11 protein-coding genes are annotated in these 18,381 nt (G+C 77.7%); 5 read left to right on the plus strand and 6 right to left on the minus strand.

The features are described 5' to 3' along the window. Positions 1-205 precede the first annotated feature (205 nt). Entirely contained in the window at positions 206-1,090 is an 885-nt protein-coding gene (locus ACI8AK_RS13850; protein WP_456949807.1) for a bile acid:sodium symporter family protein, read from the plus strand. On the opposite strand, the gene ACI8AK_RS13855 is transcribed toward ACI8AK_RS13850, so the two are convergent. Together ACI8AK_RS13855 and ACI8AK_RS13860 are read right to left on the minus strand one after the other, a co-directional pair. Beyond that, positions 997-5,613: an HAD-IC family P-type ATPase gene (locus ACI8AK_RS13855; RefSeq protein ID WP_456956685.1), complete on the minus strand. Its 4,617-nt coding sequence runs from the start codon at positions 5,611-5,613 to the stop codon at positions 997-999. The two genes, ACI8AK_RS13850 and ACI8AK_RS13855, sit on opposite strands and share 94 nt — an antisense overlap. Before the next feature lie 107 nt (positions 5,614-5,720). Next, the gene (locus ACI8AK_RS13860) at positions 5,721-6,968 is read right to left on the minus strand and encodes a PucR family transcriptional regulator (protein ID WP_456956687.1); all 1,248 of its coding nucleotides are present in this window, start codon (positions 6,966-6,968) and stop codon (positions 5,721-5,723) included. A 102-nt stretch (positions 6,969-7,070) separates the two neighbouring features. Between ACI8AK_RS13860 and ACI8AK_RS13865 the strand changes: the two genes are divergently transcribed. The 3 genes from ACI8AK_RS13865 to ACI8AK_RS13875 are packed head-to-tail and all read left to right on the plus strand — an operon-like array spanning position 7,071 to position 10,389. Further along, entirely contained in the window at positions 7,071-8,576 is a 1,506-nt protein-coding gene (locus ACI8AK_RS13865) for a flavin-containing monooxygenase (protein WP_456956689.1), read from the plus strand. Further along, complete coding sequence (locus ACI8AK_RS13870) at positions 8,573-9,541, plus strand: alpha/beta fold hydrolase (protein WP_456956691.1); 969 nt, start codon at positions 8,573-8,575, stop codon at positions 9,539-9,541. The genes ACI8AK_RS13865 and ACI8AK_RS13870 overlap by 4 nt, the downstream gene beginning before the upstream one ends. Continuing rightward, positions 9,538-10,389: an SDR family NAD(P)-dependent oxidoreductase gene (locus ACI8AK_RS13875; RefSeq protein ID WP_456956693.1), complete on the plus strand. Its 852-nt coding sequence runs from the start codon at positions 9,538-9,540 to the stop codon at positions 10,387-10,389. The genes ACI8AK_RS13870 and ACI8AK_RS13875 overlap by 4 nt, the downstream gene beginning before the upstream one ends. Before the next feature lie 35 nt (positions 10,390-10,424). Here ACI8AK_RS13875 and ACI8AK_RS13880 read toward each other — a convergent pair whose 3' ends face one another. After that, on the minus strand, positions 10,425-11,306 hold the full coding sequence (locus ACI8AK_RS13880) for a hypothetical protein (RefSeq protein WP_456956695.1): 882 nt from the start codon (positions 11,304-11,306) through the stop codon (positions 10,425-10,427). A 220-nt stretch (positions 11,307-11,526) separates the two neighbouring features. Between ACI8AK_RS13880 and ACI8AK_RS13885 the strand changes: the two genes are divergently transcribed. Beyond that, positions 11,527-14,778, plus strand: a complete 3,252-nt coding sequence (locus ACI8AK_RS13885) for an ATP-binding protein (protein WP_456956697.1) — start codon at positions 11,527-11,529, stop codon at positions 14,776-14,778. A 7-nt stretch (positions 14,779-14,785) separates the two neighbouring features. Here the strand turns inward: ACI8AK_RS13885 and ACI8AK_RS13890 are convergent, their stop codons facing one another. The 3 genes from ACI8AK_RS13890 to ACI8AK_RS13900 all read right to left on the minus strand — a co-directional run bounded on the left by ACI8AK_RS13890 (position 14,786) and on the right by ACI8AK_RS13900 (position 18,322). After that, a complete protein-coding gene (locus tag ACI8AK_RS13890) occupies positions 14,786-16,159 on the minus strand; it encodes a sensor histidine kinase (RefSeq protein WP_456956699.1) in 1,374 nt (457 codons plus the stop codon). Continuing rightward, on the minus strand, positions 16,156-17,793 hold the full coding sequence (locus ACI8AK_RS13895; protein WP_387988885.1) for an FAD-dependent oxidoreductase: 1,638 nt from the start codon (positions 17,791-17,793) through the stop codon (positions 16,156-16,158). Before ACI8AK_RS13895 ends, ACI8AK_RS13890 begins: the two co-directional genes overlap by 4 nt. Positions 17,794-17,947: 154 nt before the next feature. Continuing rightward, a complete protein-coding gene (locus ACI8AK_RS13900) occupies positions 17,948-18,322 on the minus strand; it encodes a cupredoxin domain-containing protein (protein WP_456902193.1) in 375 nt (124 codons plus the stop codon). Positions 18,323-18,381 lie beyond the last annotated feature (59 nt).

An 18,381-nucleotide genomic window follows, 5' to 3' on the forward strand; every position in this document is an offset into this window, starting at 1 on the left:
TCCGGCCCCCACCGGGAGCTGCGCGGCCGCTCCCCCTGCCGGGTGGGCGACCCCGGGTGGGTTCCCGCCCGGACGCCCCGTCAACCACCGGACCGCCCACGGCGGCTCCCCCGGACGCGTGCCGGTGCTCGCGCGGCCGGACTCCGGTCCGCCAGGATCCGGGCGATCCGCGGCGACGGGGCCGCGGCCGTTCCGGAGGTCGCCCGTGGACTCGGCCCTCAGCACCGTCGCCCTGCCCGCCGCCCTGGCCGTGATCATGTTCGGGCTGGGGCTGTCGCTCACCGTCGACGACTTCGCGCGGGTCACCCGCCGGCCGCGCGCCGCCGTCGTCGCCCTCGGCCTGCAGCTGCTGGTCCTGCCGGCCCTGTGCTTCGGCCTCGTGGTGGCCACCGGCCTGGAGCCCGTGCTGGCGGTGGGGATGGTGCTGCTGGCCGCCTCGCCCGGCGGGACGACGGCGAACCTGTTCAGCCACCTGTTCCGTGGCGACGTCGCGCTCAACGTCTCGCTGACGGCGGTCAACTCGCTGCTCGCCGTCGTGACGCTGCCGCTGGTGACCAACCTCGCCGTGACCGTCTTCGACCCGCCCGGCGCCGGGTCGATCGGCCTGCAGTTCGGCAAGACCGTGCAGGTGTTCGCGATCGTGCTGGTGCCGGTGGCGCTCGGCATGCTGGTGCGGCGGGCGGCGCCGGCGTTCGCCGAGCGGATGGACCGGCCGGTGCGGGTGCTGTCCGCGGTCGTGCTCGCCCTGGTGATCGCCGGGACCGTGGTGGCCGAGCGGGAGGACGTGGCCGGGTACCTGCGCGAGGTCGGGCTGGTCGCGCTCGCCTTCTGCGCGCTCAGCCTGCTGGCCGGGTTCGCCGTGCCGCGCGCGCTCGGCGTCGGCCACCGGCAGGCGGTCGCCTGCGCCTTCGAGATCGGCGTGCACAACAGCACGCTGGCGATCACGGTGGCGATCAGCGTCCTCGGCAGCGTGGAGCTGGCCGTCCCGGCGGCGGTCTACGGGGTGCTGATGTTCCCGGTGGCCGCGCTGGCCGGCTGGGCGATGACCCGGTCCTCCCGGTCGGGCGCGCCGGAGCGCGTCGCGTCCTGACCCGGCCACCGGCGGGCCAGGGCCGGGACGACCTCCGCGCCGGCGGTGCCGGCCGCGGCCCAGCCGAGGACGACCAGCCAGGACAGCGGGTCCAGCGGGGTGCAGCCGAAGAACCGGCTGAGCCCGGGGGTCTGCACGACCGCGGCCAGGGCAACCAGCGACCCGGCCGCGGTGGCCAGCACCAGCGGGCTGCGCCGCCCGGCCCAGGCGGTCTGCCCGAGCTGGGTGGCGATCAGCGCGGCGAGCCCCATCGTGCTGGCCCGCCGGCGCAGGCCGGTGACGCGGCCGGTGGCCCACGCGCCGGTCGCGCCGGCGGCGGTGGCCACCCCGCGGACGGCGACCAGGCGGCGCACCGCGTCGGCGAAGCCGCGGTACGGGCCGGCGAGCAGCACCGGGGCGAGCGGGTGGCCGGCCAGCGGCCCGCCGTCCGCGGCCGGGGCGGCCGCCCGCGGGCGGGCCACGGCGACGGCCAGCGCCGGGAACATGTCGGTGAGCAGGTTGACCAGCAGCAGCTGCCGGGTGCCCAGCGGCGCGCGGCCGCCCAGCGCGGAGCCGAGCACGGTGAACGCGACCTCGCCGGCGTTGCCCCCGACGAGGATGGCGACGGCGTCCCGGACGCGGGACCACAGCGCGCGGCCCTCGGCGACGGCGTCGACCAGCCGGGTCAGGTCCCGGTCGGTGATCACGAGGTCGGCGGCGCTGCGGGCGGCGGGCGACTCGGCGCCGGCCACCCCGACCCCGACGTCGGCCAGCCGGATCGCGGCGGCGTCGTTGATGCCGTCGCCGGTCATGGCCAGCGTGGCGCCGGCGCGGCGCAGGGCGCCGACGAGCAGCACCTTCTGCTCCGGCGTCAGCCGGGCGAACACCGCCGCCTCGCGCACCAGCGCGGTCCGCTCGGACTCCGACGCCCGCGCCAGCTGCGCGCCGGTGACCACCCGGCCGGCGTCGGGGACCCCGGCCTCGGCGGCGATCGCGGCGGCGGTCTCCGGGTGGTCGCCGGTGGCCACGAGCACCCGGACGCCTGCCGCGGTCAGCTGCTCGACCGCCGCGGCCGACGAGCCGCGGACGGTGTCGGCCAGGCCCACCAGGCCGCGCAGGGTCAGCCCGGTCGCCGCCGCCTCGAGGTCGTCGGGCCGGCCGTCCACCGCGCGGTCGGCGACGGCGAGCACCCGCAGCCCGTCGCAGGCCAGCTCCCGCACCCGGTCCGCGGCGTCGCCCGGGTCGGTGCACAGCCGCAGCACGACCTCCGGCGCGCCCTTGACCACCAGCCGGCCCGAGCGCAGCGCCGCCGAGAACCCGCGGCCGGTGGCGAAGGGCACCGAGGCCTCCGGCTCGCCGCCGCCGGCCATGCCGCGGTCGGTGGCGGCGGCGTCGACGGCGCGGTCGGTCTCGTGCGCGTCGGTGTCGCCGGCGCCGATCCCGGCCGCGGCCAGGCGCAGCAGGCCGTCCTCGCCGTCGTCCGGACCGTCCCCGAGGGGCAGCAGCCGGGCCACCCGCAGCCGGTTCTCGGTCAGCGTGCCGGTCTTGTCGAAGCAGACGGTGTCCACCCGGCCGAGCGCCTCCAGCACCCGGGCGCTGCGCACCACCACCCCGTCCCGCGACAGCCGCCGGGCCGCCGCCTGCTGGGCGACGGTCGCGACCAGCGGCAGCCCCTCGGGGACGGCCGCGACGGCGACCGCGACCCCGGAGCTGACCGCCTCGCGCAGCGGCCGCCGCCACAGCACGCCGAGGGCGGCGACGGTCCCGCCGCCGGCCAGCGTCAGCGGCAGCACCGAGCGGGTGAGCTCGGCCAGCCGGGCCTGGACGCCGGCCGGCGGCGCCCCGCGCCCGGCCGCCCGCGCCGCCCGGCCCGCCTGGGTGGCCGGGCCGACGGCGACGACGACCGCGCGGCCGGTGCCGGCCACGACGGTCGTGCCGTCGAAGAGCATGCAGCGCCGGTCGGGCACCTCGGCGCCCGGCGTCGGGGCCACCGACTTGGCCACCGCGAGGGACTCGCCGGTGAGGCTGGACTCGTCGGCCTCGAGGTCCTCGGCGGCCAGCAGCCGCGCGTCGGCGGTCACCACGTCACCGGAGCCGACGAGGACCACGTCACCCACCCGCAGCGCGCTCGACGGCACCTCCTCCTCACCGCCGTCGGCCTCCCGGCGGACGCGGGCGTCCTGCTGCAGCAGCAGCGAGGCCAGCGCCGTCTCCGCGCGCATCCGCTGCGCCGCGCCGAGCAGCGCGTTGCCGACCGTGACCCCGCCGACCAGGAACGCGTCCGCGGTCTCGCCCAGCACGGCGGTGGCGCCGGCGCCGGCGCCCAGGACGGGGGTGAGCGGGTCGGCGAGCTCCGCGGCGACGGTGCGGCCGAACCGGACGGGCACCCGGACCACGGCCGTGCCGCCCACCCGCCGCCACGCGCGGGTCAGCGGGCCGGGCGGGGCGTCGCCGTCCCGGGGCAGGTCCGCCAGCCGGCGCAGGACGTCGTCGGGGTCGAGGGCGTGCCACGGCGTGTGCACCGACGGGGGCGGCGGGGGCCGGCGGGCGGCGCGGACCGCCGTCACGGTGCCGTCGAGCATCGTCCACAGCGTCGCGGACTTGCCCGGGGTCGTCGCCCGCCGCTGCCCGCCGCGGGCCGAGCCGACGGCGGCCAGCAGCCCGCCCAGCACGTTGCCGGTGACCGCGCTCTGCACCGACCGGCGGGCCAGCCGCCGCGCGTCGGTCACGGCCCGCACCACCCGGCAGGCGTCGGCCAGGCCGGTCCCGGTCACCAGGTCCGCCGCCCAGGCCGGCGCCCGGTCGGGCCGCACGGGGGCCACCGCGACGTCGGCGGCCAGCAGCGCGGCCGCGTCGGCGGAGGAGACCAGCAGCACCCCGTGCCCGTCGGCCTGCAGCCGGCGGACGACGCCGGCCAGCGGCTCGTCCGCGGGCGCGATCTCCCCGGCGACGCCGGCGATCTCCCGGCTGCCGGCGTGCGCGGTGAGCACCAGGCGTGCGCCGGTGCCGGCGGCGGCGGTCAGCAGCGCCTCGGCGTGCGGGTCGAGCTCGGGGGCGACCAGGACGGTGCCCACCCGCCGGCGCCCGGCGTACAGCGTGCGCAGCGCCGCCCCCGGCGCGTCCGGCGCTCCCCGCGGCGGGCCGAGCCGGGTGCCGCCCGCGCCGTCGCCGTCGGCCAGCAGCCGCGCCGCCGCCGTCCACACGGCGGCGGTGTCCCACCCGTCGGCCTCGGCGGTGGCCTCCAGGACGACCGGCGGGCCGGTGCACAGGGTCGCCCCGTCGACCACCACGCAGTCGACGCGGTCGAGCCGGCGGTAGGCCGTGCCGTCCAGGGGCAGCACACCCGCGCGGCACAGCAGCCAGTCGAGGGTGGCGGCGAAGGACTCGCGGCCCGCCAGCGCGGCCCTGGGCGTGAGCGCCTTGACCAGGTCGGCGGCGCGGCCGGGGCGGCCGGTCAGGGCGAGGACGGCCAGCACGGCGCCGGTCGTCGTCGGGCCCATCCGGCCCTGGTAGCGGTCGACCGCGCCGGGCGGGAGGGGCACCGGCCGCTCCCCGGCGCGGGCGGCCGGGGCCGGGTCCTCCGGCTCGGTCCCGTCCGGCTCGGGCCGGCACAGCTGCTCCTCCCGGCGCCGCCACACCTGCCGCCGGGCCCGGACCTCGAGCACCTGCTGGGCGGAGGCGGCCGCGTTGAGCGCCGGGACGACCGGGCTCTGGGTGGCCGAGTGCAGCACGGCGGAGAGCCCCTCGAGGACCAGGCGGGTGCCGTACCGGCCGATCCGCCGGGCGAGCAGCTCGGTGATCCAGTCCTGCGTGTCGACCAGCGTGACCGCGAGCGTGGCGTGCCGCGACAGGGCGGGGATCGGCAGCGCCCGGGCGGTGAGCGCGGTCAGGACGCCGAGGGCGTCCACCGCCAGCGCCGTCGCCGTCGCGAGGAGCGGCTCGAGGTCGGCGGGGTGGTCGGCCGGCTGGCGCAGGACGTCCCGCCGGTCGCCGGCGTCCTGCAGCGTGCGCACCGTCCCGACGACGTCGTCCACGCCCACCCGCCGCGTGTCGACGGCGACCAGCGCCCGGCCGAGGACCTCGTTGACCGTGGCCCACTGCACGCCCTCGAGCCGCTCGAGGCGCGCGCGCAGCGTGCGGCCGGCGTCGGGCGGCGCGCCGGGGGCGCACTCGGGCAGCTCGACCTGCACCAGGTCCCCGTCGGCCCACACCCGCGGCGTGTGCCGCCCGCCGTCGGGCTCGAACATGCCGGCGGCGACCCGCGCGAGCTCCCGCAGCCGGCCGGTGGGCAGCGGGTCGGCGCCGGTGAGCAGCGTGCCGGCGGCCCGGACGCCGGAGACGGCGGCCTCGGTGAGGTCGACCGGCCGGCCGGTGACCCGGCTGGTCAGGTCCTCCGCCGTGCGCACCGCGGCGCGGGTGGAGACGCCGAGCAGGCCGGCGGTGAGCACGGCCGGCGCGGCGGCGACCTGCGCGCCGGTCACCGCGAGGCGCGCCGTGGCGGCCAGGGCGCGCCGGGCGGTGGCGGCTCGGTGGAGGACGCTCATCCCGGGGCTCCCCCCTGCGCGACACCTGCTGTCCGCCCATCGTCCACCTCGGAGTGACGGACGTCACGACCCCGGACCGGTACGCGTCGGTCCGCTCCGGCCGGGCGTCAGTCCGCCGCGCCGCGCCAGCGCAGCACCTCCAACGCCGCGGCCACGCCGAGGACGTTCTCGGCCAGCGGCCGGGGCAGCAGCTCGTCGGCGCGGGCCAGCCGGCGCAGCACGGTGTTGCGGTGGGTGTACAGCCGCTCGGCGGTGCGGGAGGCGTTGCCGAGCTCCCGCACGTAGGTCAGCACCGCCTCGCGGGTGTCGGGGTCGGCGGTGGCCAGCCGGCCCAGGGTGCCGGCGAGGAACTCCTCGAGCTGGGTCGGCTCGGTGGTCAGCAGCGCCACCAGCTGCACGTCCTCGTAGCGGGCCACCTGCTGCGGGGAGGTCAGCCGCGCCAGCATCCGCTGCGCCGTCGCGGCGTCCAGGTGGCTGCGGCGGAAGCCGTCGACGTCGCGGCCCGGCCGGCCCACCGCCACCCGGACGTCGGGGTGCGCGGCCAGCGGCCCGGCCAGCTCCGCCGCCCGCGGCGCGGTGCCCACCGGCAGCCACACCCACAGCGCGGCCGCGCTGGCGACGACGGTCAGCCGCCGGGTCGCGCCGGCCGCCCGCATGACCGCCTCCGCGGCGGCCTCCAGCTGGCCGGGCGCCGCGCTGCCGGACCCGGTCCACACGACGGCGGCGGTGTGCGGACCGGTCAGCCCGTAGCCCAGCTGCGCCTCCGCGCGGGCCCGGCCGATCGGCGCGCCCTCCAGCAGCAGCGTGACCGTGGCCCGGCGCTCGGCGTGCGCGCCGCGGGTGAGCTCGGCCCGCTCGGCGGCCATCCGCTCGGACAGCGCCGCGACCGTGTCGTCGATGAACGTGGTGATCGACAGCGCCGACACGTCGAGCAGCTCGCGCAGCTCGGCCGGGTCGCCGGTCAGCTCGAAGCAGATCTCCATCCACCGCCGCCAGGCCACGCCCTGCGCCGTCCGGTAGGCGTCCAGCCCGCTCTGGTCCAGCCCGCGCCGGACCAGGTCGCGGGCGGCGTCCAGCACCTCCCCGCCGGTGTTGGCCGGCACCCGCCGGCCCGGGTGCTGCACGTTGGCCGCCGCCCAGTGCAGCAGGTTGGCCAGGTTGGCCCGCCGGGTGGCGGCGGCGAGCACCGGGTCCTCGGCGACCGGGCGCATCCGCTCGGTGCCCAGCGACGCCCGGTGCAGCTCCTCGATCCAGTCGGCGCGGGGGTCGAGGGCCACCTCCGCGCCCCGGCGGAACAGCTCCCGGATCCGAGGGGAGACGGCCGGCCAGTCCGCACCCTCTGCTGCAGTCTGCACCGCGCCAGTATCGGGATGGTGCACTTCGCCGTTGCACCGGGTGACCGGGACCACGCAGTCTCGTAGGCCGCTGCACCCGTGTCCCGAGGACGGAGCACCGCATTGACCACCACGCAGACGCCGGTCGAGCACCTCGACGTGCTGATCGTCGGCGCCGGGATCTCCGGCATCGGCGCCGGCCGGTACCTGACCACCGAGCTGCCGCAGAAGAGCTTCGCGATCCTCGAGGCGCGCGGCGCCTCCGGCGGCACGTGGGACCTGTTCCGCTACCCCGGCATCCGCTCGGACTCCGACCTGTCGACCTTCGGCTACGAGTTCAAGCCGTGGCGGGACCGCCAGTCGATCGCCGACGCGCCGAAGATCCTGGCCTACCTGCGCGAGACCGCCACCGAGAACGGCCTCGACGAGAGGATCCGCTACCACCACCGGGTGCTGGCGGTGGCGTGGTCCGGCGAGGACGCCCGCTGGACGGTCGACGTCGAGCGCACCGACACCGGCGAGCGGCTGCAGCTGACCGCCGGCTGGGTGTTCTGCGCCGGCGGCTACTACCGCTACGACGAGGGCTTCACCCCCGTCTTCGAGGGGCGCGACCGCTTCCGCGGCGAGATCGTCCACCCGCAGTCCTGGCCCGAGGACCTCGACCTCACCGGCAAGCGGGTCGTCGTCGTCGGCTCCGGTGCCACCGCCGTGACGATCGTGCCGGCCATCGCCGGCACCGCCGCGTCGGTGACGATGCTGCAGCGCACCCCCACCTACGTGCTGCCGGTGCCCCGCGAGGACAAGGTCGCCGCGCTGCTGCGGAGGTGGTTCGGCGACGAGCGCGGCTACGCGCTGACCCGCCGCAAGAACATCGCCCAGCAGCGGGCGATCTGGAGCTTCTGCCAGAAGCACCCGAAGGCCGCCCGCAGGGTCATCCGCTGGGTCAACACCAAGCAGCTGCCCGAGGGCTTCGACGTCGACACGCACTTCAACCCGCCGTACGACCCGTGGGACCAGCGGCTGTGCGCCGTCCCGAACGGCGACCTGTTCCGCGCCATCCGCGAGGGGAAGGCCGACGTCGTCACCGACCGGATCGTCACCTTCGACGAGACCGGCATCCTGCTGGCCTCCGGGCGGCACCTGGACGCCGACGTGGTCGTGACCGCGACCGGGCTGAACGTGCAGGCCTTCGGGGGCGTCGCGATCACCGTCGACGGCGCGCCGGTGACCCTGTCGGAGACGGTCTCCTACAAGGGCATGATGCTGTCCGGGGTGCCGAACCTCGCCTACGCGATCGGCTACACCAACTCGTCCTGGACGCTGAAGGTCGGCCTGCTCTGCGAGCACTTCGTCCGGCTGCTCAGGCACATGGACGAGCGGGGCCTGGACACCGCGCGGCCGGTGCTCGCCGACCCGGACATGCCCACCCGGCCCTTCCTCGACTTCGCCGCCGGCTACATCCAGCGCGCCGTCGGCCGGCTGCCGCGGCAGGGCGACCGGATGCCGTGGCTGACCTCGATGGACTACCACTCCGACGTCAAGCTGCTCCGGGCCGACAGCGTCGTCGACCCCGAGCTCCGGCTCACCCGGGCGGCCGACCGCGTGACCGCCGCGGCGGTGCCCGCGTGACCGCGGCCGAGGCGCCGGCCCGCGTCGCGGCGGAGGACCGCTTCGCCGACCTGCCGGCCGGCCCGCGGATCTGCCACCGCGTCGACGGCCCGGACGACGGCGAGCCGCTGGTGCTCGTCGCGGGCCTCGGGCTGGACCTCACCTCGTGGCCGCAGCGGATGGTCGACGGGTTCACCGGCCGCGGCTTCCGCGTGGTGCGGATGGACAACCGCGACGCCGGCCGGTCGGGCCGGATCGCCACCCCGCCGCCGGGCCGCGCGCGGCAGCTGCTGGCCCGGCCCCGGCCGGACGCCTACGACCTCACCGACATGGCCGCCGACACCGTCGGCCTGCTCGACGCCCTCGGCCTCGGCCGGGTGCACCTGGTCGGCATGTCGATGGGCGGCATGATCGCGCAGGTCGTCGCGGCCCGGCACCCGCACCGGGTGGCCAGCCTGACCTCGATCTTCTCCACCACCGGGTCGCGCCGGGTCGGGCAGCCGGCCCGCTCCACGATCCTGCGGCTGGCGCGGGCCGCGCCGCGCACCGTCGAGGAGTCGGTCGAGCGCCACCTGGCGATGCTGGGCCACATCGGCGGCCCCGGCTTCCCGCCCGACGACGACCTCGAGCGCGCCTGGGCGGCCGCGGTGTGGGAGCGCGGCGGCGGCGACCGGTCGCGGGAGGTGGCCCGCCAGATCGGCGCCATCCAGGCCTCCGGCGACCGCACCGCCGACCTCGCGCGGATCACCGCGCCCACGCTGGTCGTCCACGGCGACGTCGACCGGATGGTCCACCCCAGCGGCGGGCGCGCCACCGCGGACGCGATCACCGGCGCCCGGCACGTGGAGATCCCCGGCATGGGCCACCACCTCGCGCCCGGCGTCGTCGACCGGCTCGTCGAGCTCACCACCGACCTCGCCCGCGGAGCGGGCCGCGACGACACCGCCCGCTCCGCGGGCGCCGACCTCCCAGGGGGGAACCGATGAGCAGCGTGCGCGGCAAGGTCGCCGTCGTCACCGGCGCCGGGTCCGGCATCGGCCGGCAGCTGGCCTTCGAGCTGGCGAAGCGGGGGGCGCGGCTGGCGCTGTCCGACGTCGACGAGCTGGGCCTGGGCCAGACCGCCGACCGGGCGAAGGCGCTGGGCGCCGAGGTGCACACCGCCCGCCTCGACGTCGGCGACCGGGCGGCCGTCGTCGCGTACGCCGACGCGGTCGCGGCCCACTTCGGCGTGGTGCACCAGGTCTACAACAACGCCGGGATCTCCGGCGGCGGCCGCTCGGTGCTCGACACCGACTGGGAGACCTACGACCGCACGCTCGGGGTCAACCTGCACGGCGTCATCAACGGCACCAAGGCGTTCCTGCCGCACCTGATCGCCTCCGGCGACGGGCACGTGGTCAACGTGTCCAGCCTCAACGGGTTCATGGCCCAGCCGACGCTGTCGGCGTACTGCGCGAGCAAGTTCGCCGTCCGCGGGTTCACCGAGGTGCTGCGCACCGAGATGATCGCCGGCGGCCACCCGGTGCAGGTCACCGTCGTCCACCCGGGCGGGGTGAAGACCAACATCGCGTCGGCGACCGTGGCCGAGGCCCGGGCGCAGGGCCTCGAGCTCTCCCCCGCGGAGCTGGCCCGCAACCGCGTCTACAACGAGAAGCTGCTGACGATGCCCGCCGAGCAGGCGGCGCGGATCGTCGTCGACGGCGTCGAGGCCGGGAAGCCGCGCGTGCGCGTCGGCAAGGACGCCGTCCTGGTCGACCGGCTGGTCCGGCTGCTGCCCGCCCGCTACCCGGTGCTGTCGGCCTGGTACGACCGCAAGCTGTTCGGCCGCGCCTGAGGCCCGGGGCCCGGCCGCCGCCCGGCGGCCGGGGCTCAGGCCCGGTGCAGCCCCGCCGGCTGCGGGGCCAGGCGCCAGCCCGCCGCGCCGGTGAGCGCGATCGCGGCCGCGACGGCGACGTACAGCCAGGCGGGCGGCCCGTCCCACGCGACGTCGCCGCGGTGCAGCAGGACGACCACGAGCTCCAGGACGCCGAACACCGTGTAGGCGATCGCCGCGGTGCGCAGCCGCTCGAGGTCCCCGGCCAGCGCCGCCAGGGCGGTGGCGACACCGAAGGCGACCAGCCAGGCTCCCACCACCCGGGCGGTCAGCGGGGTCAGCGGCCAGGGCCACAGCGTCGTCGCCGACGACGGCGCGACCGAGATCGCGGCGCCCACGGCCAGCAGGACCAGCGACTCCACCGCCAGCGCCGTCCGCAGGACGACCGGCACCGGCCGTGTCCGCGGCGGGTCGGTGCCCGGCGCCCGCTCCTGGACCGGCAGGACGACGAGCATCGCCAGCGGGATGACGACGTAGACGGCGGTCCAGAACCAGGCGGCCCCGCGGGCGAGCAGCGGCGCCGCGGCGAACTCGTCCTGGAAGTGGAACCGGTCGACGTGCACCAGCGTGGCGACCAGCGTGAGCACGGTGAACACCAGGATGGTGAGCACCGGCACCCGGCTGTGCGCCCACACCGGGTCGCGCAGCGACAGGACCACGAGGGTGAAGCCGGCCGCGTAGCCCGCGCCGAGGAAGGCCGCGGTCGCCGGCGGCTGGATGGTCCAGGCGAAGCTCTCGCTCGTCCGCGTCGACAGGACGAACAGCGCGACGAAGCCGAGCGCGGTGAGGACGCTGAAGGCGAGCAGCAGGACCCGCATGGCCGGCAGCAGCTCGCGCCGCCCGGTCGCGGGCCGCACGGCCGTGGGGACAGGGTCCACCGCGGACCTCCGTGGTTCCTCCGCCCCGTGCGGGCCCATTGGAGCACCGGCGCCGGGGACTGTCACCGGACTTCCGTCCCCGCCCGGTACCGCCCTCGGGACCTATGCCTCTACGGCACGGCGGCCCGTGCTGCGGATGCTCGACCCGGCAGTGCTCGACGCGTGCAGCGAGGCGGGTTCCCATGACCCCACCGCTCCCCGGTCCCCCGGGCGGCCGGGCGTGACCGCCGGGGTGGCGCTCTCGGCCGAGACCCGGCTCGCGCGCCTGCTCGAGCGGCTGCTCACCGCCGCCGAGGCGTCGCTGGCCGCCGGGGACCTGGAGCCCGCGCGGACCACGGCCGAGGAGGTCCGCGCCGTCGACCCGGACAACCGGCGCGCCGCGCTCGTCCTGCAGCGGGTGGCGAGCCGCCAGGTCGGCCCGGCCGGCGAGCGGGCCCTCATGACCCTGCTGTTCTCCGACCTGGTCGGGTCCACGCTGCTGTCCGAGCAGGTGGAGCCCGAGCAGCTGCGGGACCTGTTCGCCTTCTACCGGGCGGCCGCCCGCGAGGCCGTCGACCGGTACGGCGGCACCCTCATGCACTACTCCGGCGACGGCATCCTCGCCGGCTTCGGCCACCCGGTCCCGCACGAGGACGACGCCCGGCGGGCGGTGCTCGCGGGCCTGGACCTGGTGGTGGCGCTGCACGACGCCCGGGAGCGGCTGACCGACCGGTTCGGCGTGGCCCTGGACGTCCGGGTCGGGATCCACACCGGCCGGGTGGTGGTCACCGACCTGGTCGACGACGGCGCCGTCGCCGAGCGGGACTCCGTCGTCGGCCTGGTGCCCAACCTCGCCGCGCGGGTGCAGCAGACCGCCGACCCGGGCACGGTGGTGATCAGCGACGTCACCCAGCAGCTGGTCGACGCCGACTTCTACCTGCAGTCGCTGGGCGAGCGCGCGCTCAAGGGGATCAGCCGGCCGGTCGAGGTGTTCCGCGTCGACCGGCCCCGCTACGCCGCGGCCCGCTTCCAGTCCGAGCGGTACCGCAAGGCAGGCCTCGTCGGGCGGGACGAGCCCCGCGCCCGCCTGCTGGCGGCGTGGGACGCCGTGCGGCGGGGCGACACCGGCGCCGCGTTCCTCGTCGTCGGCGAGCCGGGCATCGGCAAGTCGCGGCTGGCGGCGGAGGTCCTCGACCGGGTGGAGGCCAGCGGCGGCCGGGTGGTCGGCGCCGCCTGCCTGCCCTACCACGCCAACGTCTCGCTCTGGCCGATCGCGCGGATGATCGAGCGCCTGGTGAGCCGGGCGGGCGAGGGCGGGGACCGGCTGCGCCCGCTGGTCACCCACCTGGAGTCCCTCGGGCTGGACCCGGCGGTCGTCGTGCCGCTGATCGGCCCGCTGGCCGGGCTGCCCCCGACGCCGGAGTTCCCGGCACCCGAGCTGGACCCGGGCGCCCTCCTCGACGAGACCCTCGACCGGCTCGTCGAGTGGATGGCCGCGGCCGCCGTCCGGCGGCCGCACCTGCTCGTGGCCGAGGACCTGCACTGGGCCGACCCCTCCACCGTCGACCTGCTGGGCCGCGTCGCCGCGCGCCGCCCGCCCGGCCTGCTGCTGCTGGCCACCAGCCGTGACGAGACCGCGGTCCCGTGGCGGGGCGCGGCCCGCGTGGTCCCGCTCGGGCGGCTCGACGACCGGGCCGCCGACCGGCTGGTCGGCAACCTCACGGCCGGCCGCGACCTCGACGACGCGGTGCGGTCGGCCATCGTCGAGCACGCCGAGGGGATCCCGCTGTTCGTCGAGGAGCTGACCCGCTCCGGCCTCGAGGCGCGGCGCGCCGAGCCGATCCCGCTGCGGCTGCAGGAGCTGCTGACCTGGCGGCTGAAGGCGCCCGGGGTCGACCTGCGGGTGGTCCAGACCGCCGCCACGATCGGGCCCACCTTCGACCCGGCGACCGTCGCCGCGGCGGTCGGTGACCCGGACGCCGTGGACGAACAGGTCCGCGTGCTCTCGGACCTCGGCGTCATCGAGCGGGCGGGGCTGGCGACGGGCGCCTACCGGTTCCGGCACGCGCTCATGCGCGACGCCGCCTACGAGACCCAGGTGCTCGACGTGCGCCGCCGCACCCACGCCGCCGTGGCCGAGGCGCTGGCGGCGCAGGGGGCCGAGCCGGCACTGGTGGCGCAGCACCTGGACCTGGCGAGCGCGACGCTGCCCGCGGTGGCCCGGTACGTCGAGGCGGCGCAGGCCGAGCAGGACCGCGGCGCGCACGCCGAGGCCGCGCGGCTGCTCACCCGGGCGCTGGAGCTGGTGGAGCCCCTGCCCCCGGCCGAGGAGCGCGACGTGGCCGAGCTCGGCGCCCGGATGCTGCGCGGCCTGTCCACCAGCGCGATGCGCGGCTACGCCGCACCGGAGGTCGAGGCCGACCACCGGCGGGCGCAGGAGCTCGCCAGCCGGCTGGGGCGCCCGGAGGTGCTGCCCGCACTGCTGGCGATCTGGGCCTACTGGTACGCCAGCGGACGGCTGACCACGGCCCGTGGCGTGCTGGACCAGCTCACCGCGATGGCCCGGGAGCCCGCCTTCGCCGCCTTCGGGCCGGAGGTGGCGGCGGTGACCGGGATCCACGAGTTCGCCCGCGGCCACCTCGTGTCCGCGCAGGAGCACCTGGAGCGGTCGGTGGCCGGCTTCTGCGCCCGGCCGGCCGGGGAACGGGTCACGCCGCTGTGGCCACTGCCCAACGACCCGCTCGCCGGTGTGCTGGCCGCGTACGCCCTCGTGAGCACCGCGCGCGGCGAGCTCGAGGAGGCCGGGCGACGGGAGCGGGAGGCCCGGCGGCGGGCCGAGGAGGTCGGCTCCCCGCGCGCCCCGTCCAGCCTCGCCTTCCTCCACGTCTACGTCTCGTGGATGCGGCACTTCCTCGGGGACGACGCCGGGGGCGCCCGGGCCGGGGAGGCGGCCGCCGCCATCGGCAACGAGCACGGGCTCGCCCTCTGGTCGGCGTACGGCGCCGCCTACGCCGCCACGGACACGCCCGGCGGCGCGCCGGACCGGGCGGTCCTCGAGCGGACCCTCGCGGCCCTGGAGCTCATGGGGTTCCGGTCCTTTCTCGCCTTCCACCTGGCCCACCTCGCCAGACTGGACGCGGCGGCCGGGGACCCGGACCGGGCCGACGAGCACCTGGCCGAGGCGTTCGCCGCCGCCCGGGAGAGCGGTGAGGAGATCCACCTGCCCGAGCTGTTCCGTCAGCGCGCGCACGCCACGCTGGCCCGCGCCGGGGACCCCGCCGACGCCGCGGCCGACCTGACCGAGGCGCTGTGGATCGCGACGGCGCAGGGTGCCCGGCTGTCCCGGCTGCGCGCCGCCCTCGACCTCGCCCGGCTGCCCGCGGACGTCCGGCCGCAGGACTGGCGCACCTTCGTCGCGGAGGCGCGCGCGGACCTGCCGGCCACGACGGCGACCCCCGAGACGGCCGCGGCCGACGAGCTGCTGGCCGGCTGACCGGCGCTCAGCGGCGGCGCGGCAGCACCACCCGCGCCCGGGTCACGCCGTCCTCCGAGGTCAGCGTCAGCCGGCCGCGGTGCTTCTGGGCGACCACCGCCAGCGACGTCGCCAGGCCCAGCCCCGTGCCCTGGCCGACCGGCTTGGTGGTGAAGAACGGGTCGAAGGCGCGCGCGAGCACCTCCGGGGGCACCGGCGGCCCGGTGTCCTCCACGTCGACCACCACGGCGTCGTCCTCCCCGCGGGTCCGCACCGTGACCGTGCCGTCCGGGTCCACCGCGGCGAGGGCGTTGTCCAGCAGGTTGGTCCACACCAGCGCCAGGTCCGCGGCCCAGCCCTGCACCGTCTGGGGCCGCGGGTCGAGGTCCACGACCACCCGAACGCCGGGGGGCACCTTGTGGCGCAGCAGCACCAGCGCCTGCTGCAGGCTCGCGTGCACGTCGACGTCGGCCAGCGACTGGTCGGAGGAGTAGGCCAGCGGGCGCACCCCGGAGACGATCCGGGACAGCTGGTCGGCGCCGGCCGCGACCTCCTCCAGCAGCGCGGCGACCTCGGCCGAGCGGGCCAGCCCGCGCACCGCCCGGCCGCGCCCGGCGGCCGGCAGCGCGGCCAGCCCGGCGGCCAGGCCCGCCGGGTCGACGCCCAGCCGCACCAGGTCGGGGGCGACCGCCCAGCCGCGGTCGACGCCCGCCGCGGCGAGGACGTCGGCGAGCGCCCGCTCGGCGTCCCCGCGCGCCAGCGGGTCGTCCGGGACGGGCACCGCGCCGGCGAGCGCGCGCAGCGGGGCGTCGGGGTCGTCGTCGCCGGACAGCAGGGTCCGCAGCCGGGCGACGCCGCGCTGGACGGCGGCCGCCGGGTTGTTGAGCTCGTGCAGCAGGCCCGCGGACAGGGCGCCGAGCGCGGCCATCCGCTCGTGCTGGCGGACCAGGCCCTCCTCGCGGTCCAGCCGCCGGGTGGCGGCCAGCAGCATCGCCCGGGCCGACGCGGGGTGGGTGAGCAGCCGGTCCAGCGCGTCGGCGCCGATCCGCTGGACGCGGCTGGGCGTCCGCGCCCGCACGGTGGCCGAGCGGGGCCGGCGGTGGGCCAGGCCCAGCTCGCCGACGAGGTCACCGGCGCCGCACACGTTGAGCAGCACCTCCGAGCCGCCCACCTCCCGGCTCACCTCGAGGTCGCCCTCCAGCACGACGTACATGGCCTCCGGCGGCGAGCCCTCCGCCATGAGCACCTCGCCGGCCGCCAGGTCGACGCCGCGGCTGGCGTCGGCCAGGGCCGCGAGGTCGTCCTCCGGGAGGTGCTCGAACAGCCGCGAGCGGCGCAGCGCCGCGGCGACGTCGGCGTCCGCGGCGTCGGGGGCCGCGGCGTCGGGGGCCGTGCGGGTCACCGGGCGCCCAGCCGCTGGTGGGCGAAGCGGACCGCCATCGCGCCCTCCCCCACGGCCGCGGCGATCCGGTTGCCCGACCCGTGCCGCACGTCGCCGGCGGCGAACACCCCCGGCACGGACGTCTCCAGGGGCAGCGGCGGGACCTCCAACGGCCACTCCGGCGTCGGCCCGAGGTCCACGCCGGTGAGCACGAACCCGCCGTCGTCGCGGCGGACCAGGCCGTCCAGCCACCCGGTGCGCGGTGCCTGCCCGATGAAGACGAACAGGGCGTCCGCGGCGACCTCGCGCTCCTCGGTCCCGGTCCGCAGCCGCAGGCCCTCCAGCCGCCGCGTGCCCAGCGCGCCGGCCACCTGCGTGTGGTACTCGACCGCGACCTTCTCCGAGGCGATCAGCCGGTCGACCAGGTAGCGGGACATGGAGGCGGCGAGGTCCCCGCCCCGGACCAGCAGCGTCACCGACGCGGCGAACGTGGCGAGGAACAGCGCGGCCTGCCCGGCCGAGTTGCCGGCGCCGACGACGAACACGTGGCCGCCCGCGTGGTCCACCCCCTCGGCCCGCCCGGCGCCGTAGTAGACGCCGACGCCGGTGAGCCCCGCGGCGCCCGGGACGTCGAGGGTGCGGTACTCGACGCCGGTGGCGATGATCAGCGTGCCGGCGCTGACCTCCCCGCCGTCGTCCAGGCGCACCACCGTGTACGGGTCGGCCCGGCGCACGCCCACCACCTCCGCCGGCACCAGGATCTCCGCGCCGAAGCGGACGGCCTGCTCGCGGGCCCGCAGCGTGAGGTCGGCGCCGGAGAGCCCGACCGGGAAGCCCAGGTAGTTCTCGATCCGGCTGCTCGTGCCGGCCTGCCCGCCGGGCGCGCTGCACTCCAGGACCAGCGTGGCCAGGCCCTCGGAGGCGCCGTACACCGCGGCGGCCAGCCCGGCCGGCCCGGCGCCCACCACCACGAGGTCGTAGGCCGCGCGCTCGGCCCGTGCCCGCAGCCCGATCCGCGCGCCGACCTCGTGCAGGTCCGGCTGCACGAGCACCTCGCCGTCGTCGAGCACGAGGGCCGGCAGCGACCCGGCGTCGACGCCCGCCACCTCGAGCAGCTCCCGCGCCTGCGGGTCGGCCTCGACGTCGAGCCAGCGGTAGGGCACCAGGTTGCGGGTGAGGAACTCGCGCACCGCGTGGCTGGCCTGCGACCAGCGGTCGCCGACCAGGCGCAGGTTGGCCACCGGCGGGGGCCGGCGCCAGGTCTGCAGCAGGTCGTCGAGCACCGGGTAGAGCCGGTCCTCCGGCGGGTCCCAGGGCTTGAGCAGGTAGTGCTGGACGTCGGCGTCGTTGATCGCCTTGATCGCGGCGTCGGTGTCGGCGTAGGCGGTGAGCAGCACCCGCCGGGCGTCCGGGTACAGCCGCCGGCTGGCGGCCAGCAGCTCGACGCCGCTCATCCCGGGCATCCGCTGGTCGACCAGCAGCAGCGCCACCGGCTCCTCGCGCAGCCGCAGCCGGCGCAGCAGGTCCAGCGCCTGGTCCCCGGAGGACGCCGTGTACACCTGGTACTGCTCGCCGTAGCGCTCCCGCAGGTCGCGCTCGACGGCGGCCAGCACCGGGCCGTCGTCGTCGACGGCGAGCAGCGCGGGCCGGCTCACGGCTCGTCCCGCGGGGCCGGGGTGCGCGCGCGGCGGCTGGGGACCGGGCCGGACGGTGCGTCCACGGGCCCACCTCCCGGTGGAGTGGCTGGCGGCCGTTGGGCGCGGAGTCTAGGGCGACCGGCGGTGACCGACCAGCGCCGCGGCCGTCCGGTCAGGTCACCGTGAACGTGCCGTGCATGCTCGGGTGCGGATCGCACAGGTAGCGGTACTCGCCCGGCCGGAGGTCGACCACCCAGGTGGTCTCGCCGGTCTCGAGGACGCTCGTCTTCTCGTCGACCGCGCCGTCCCCGCCACCGAGGTGGAAGCCGTGGACGTCGCTGTGGTCGGTGACGACGACGTTGTACTGCCCGGCGGGCAGCTCGGTCACCGGCGCGCCGTCCTCGTCGACCAGGGCGATCTCGAAGGCGTCCGGCGAGTCCTCGGTCCCGACGCTGCCCTGCAGCGTCGGTGCGCCGGCGACCGTGCGGTCCGCCGCCTCCACGTCGCCCTCCCCGGAGCCGCCGCAGGCGGCTGCCAGGAGGAGCACGGTCAGGGGAACTGCGACTGGAGCCCTCATCGCCATCACCCGGCACTGCACTCCGGCAC

Source organism: Geodermatophilus sp. SYSU D00867, from assembly GCF_054050315.1.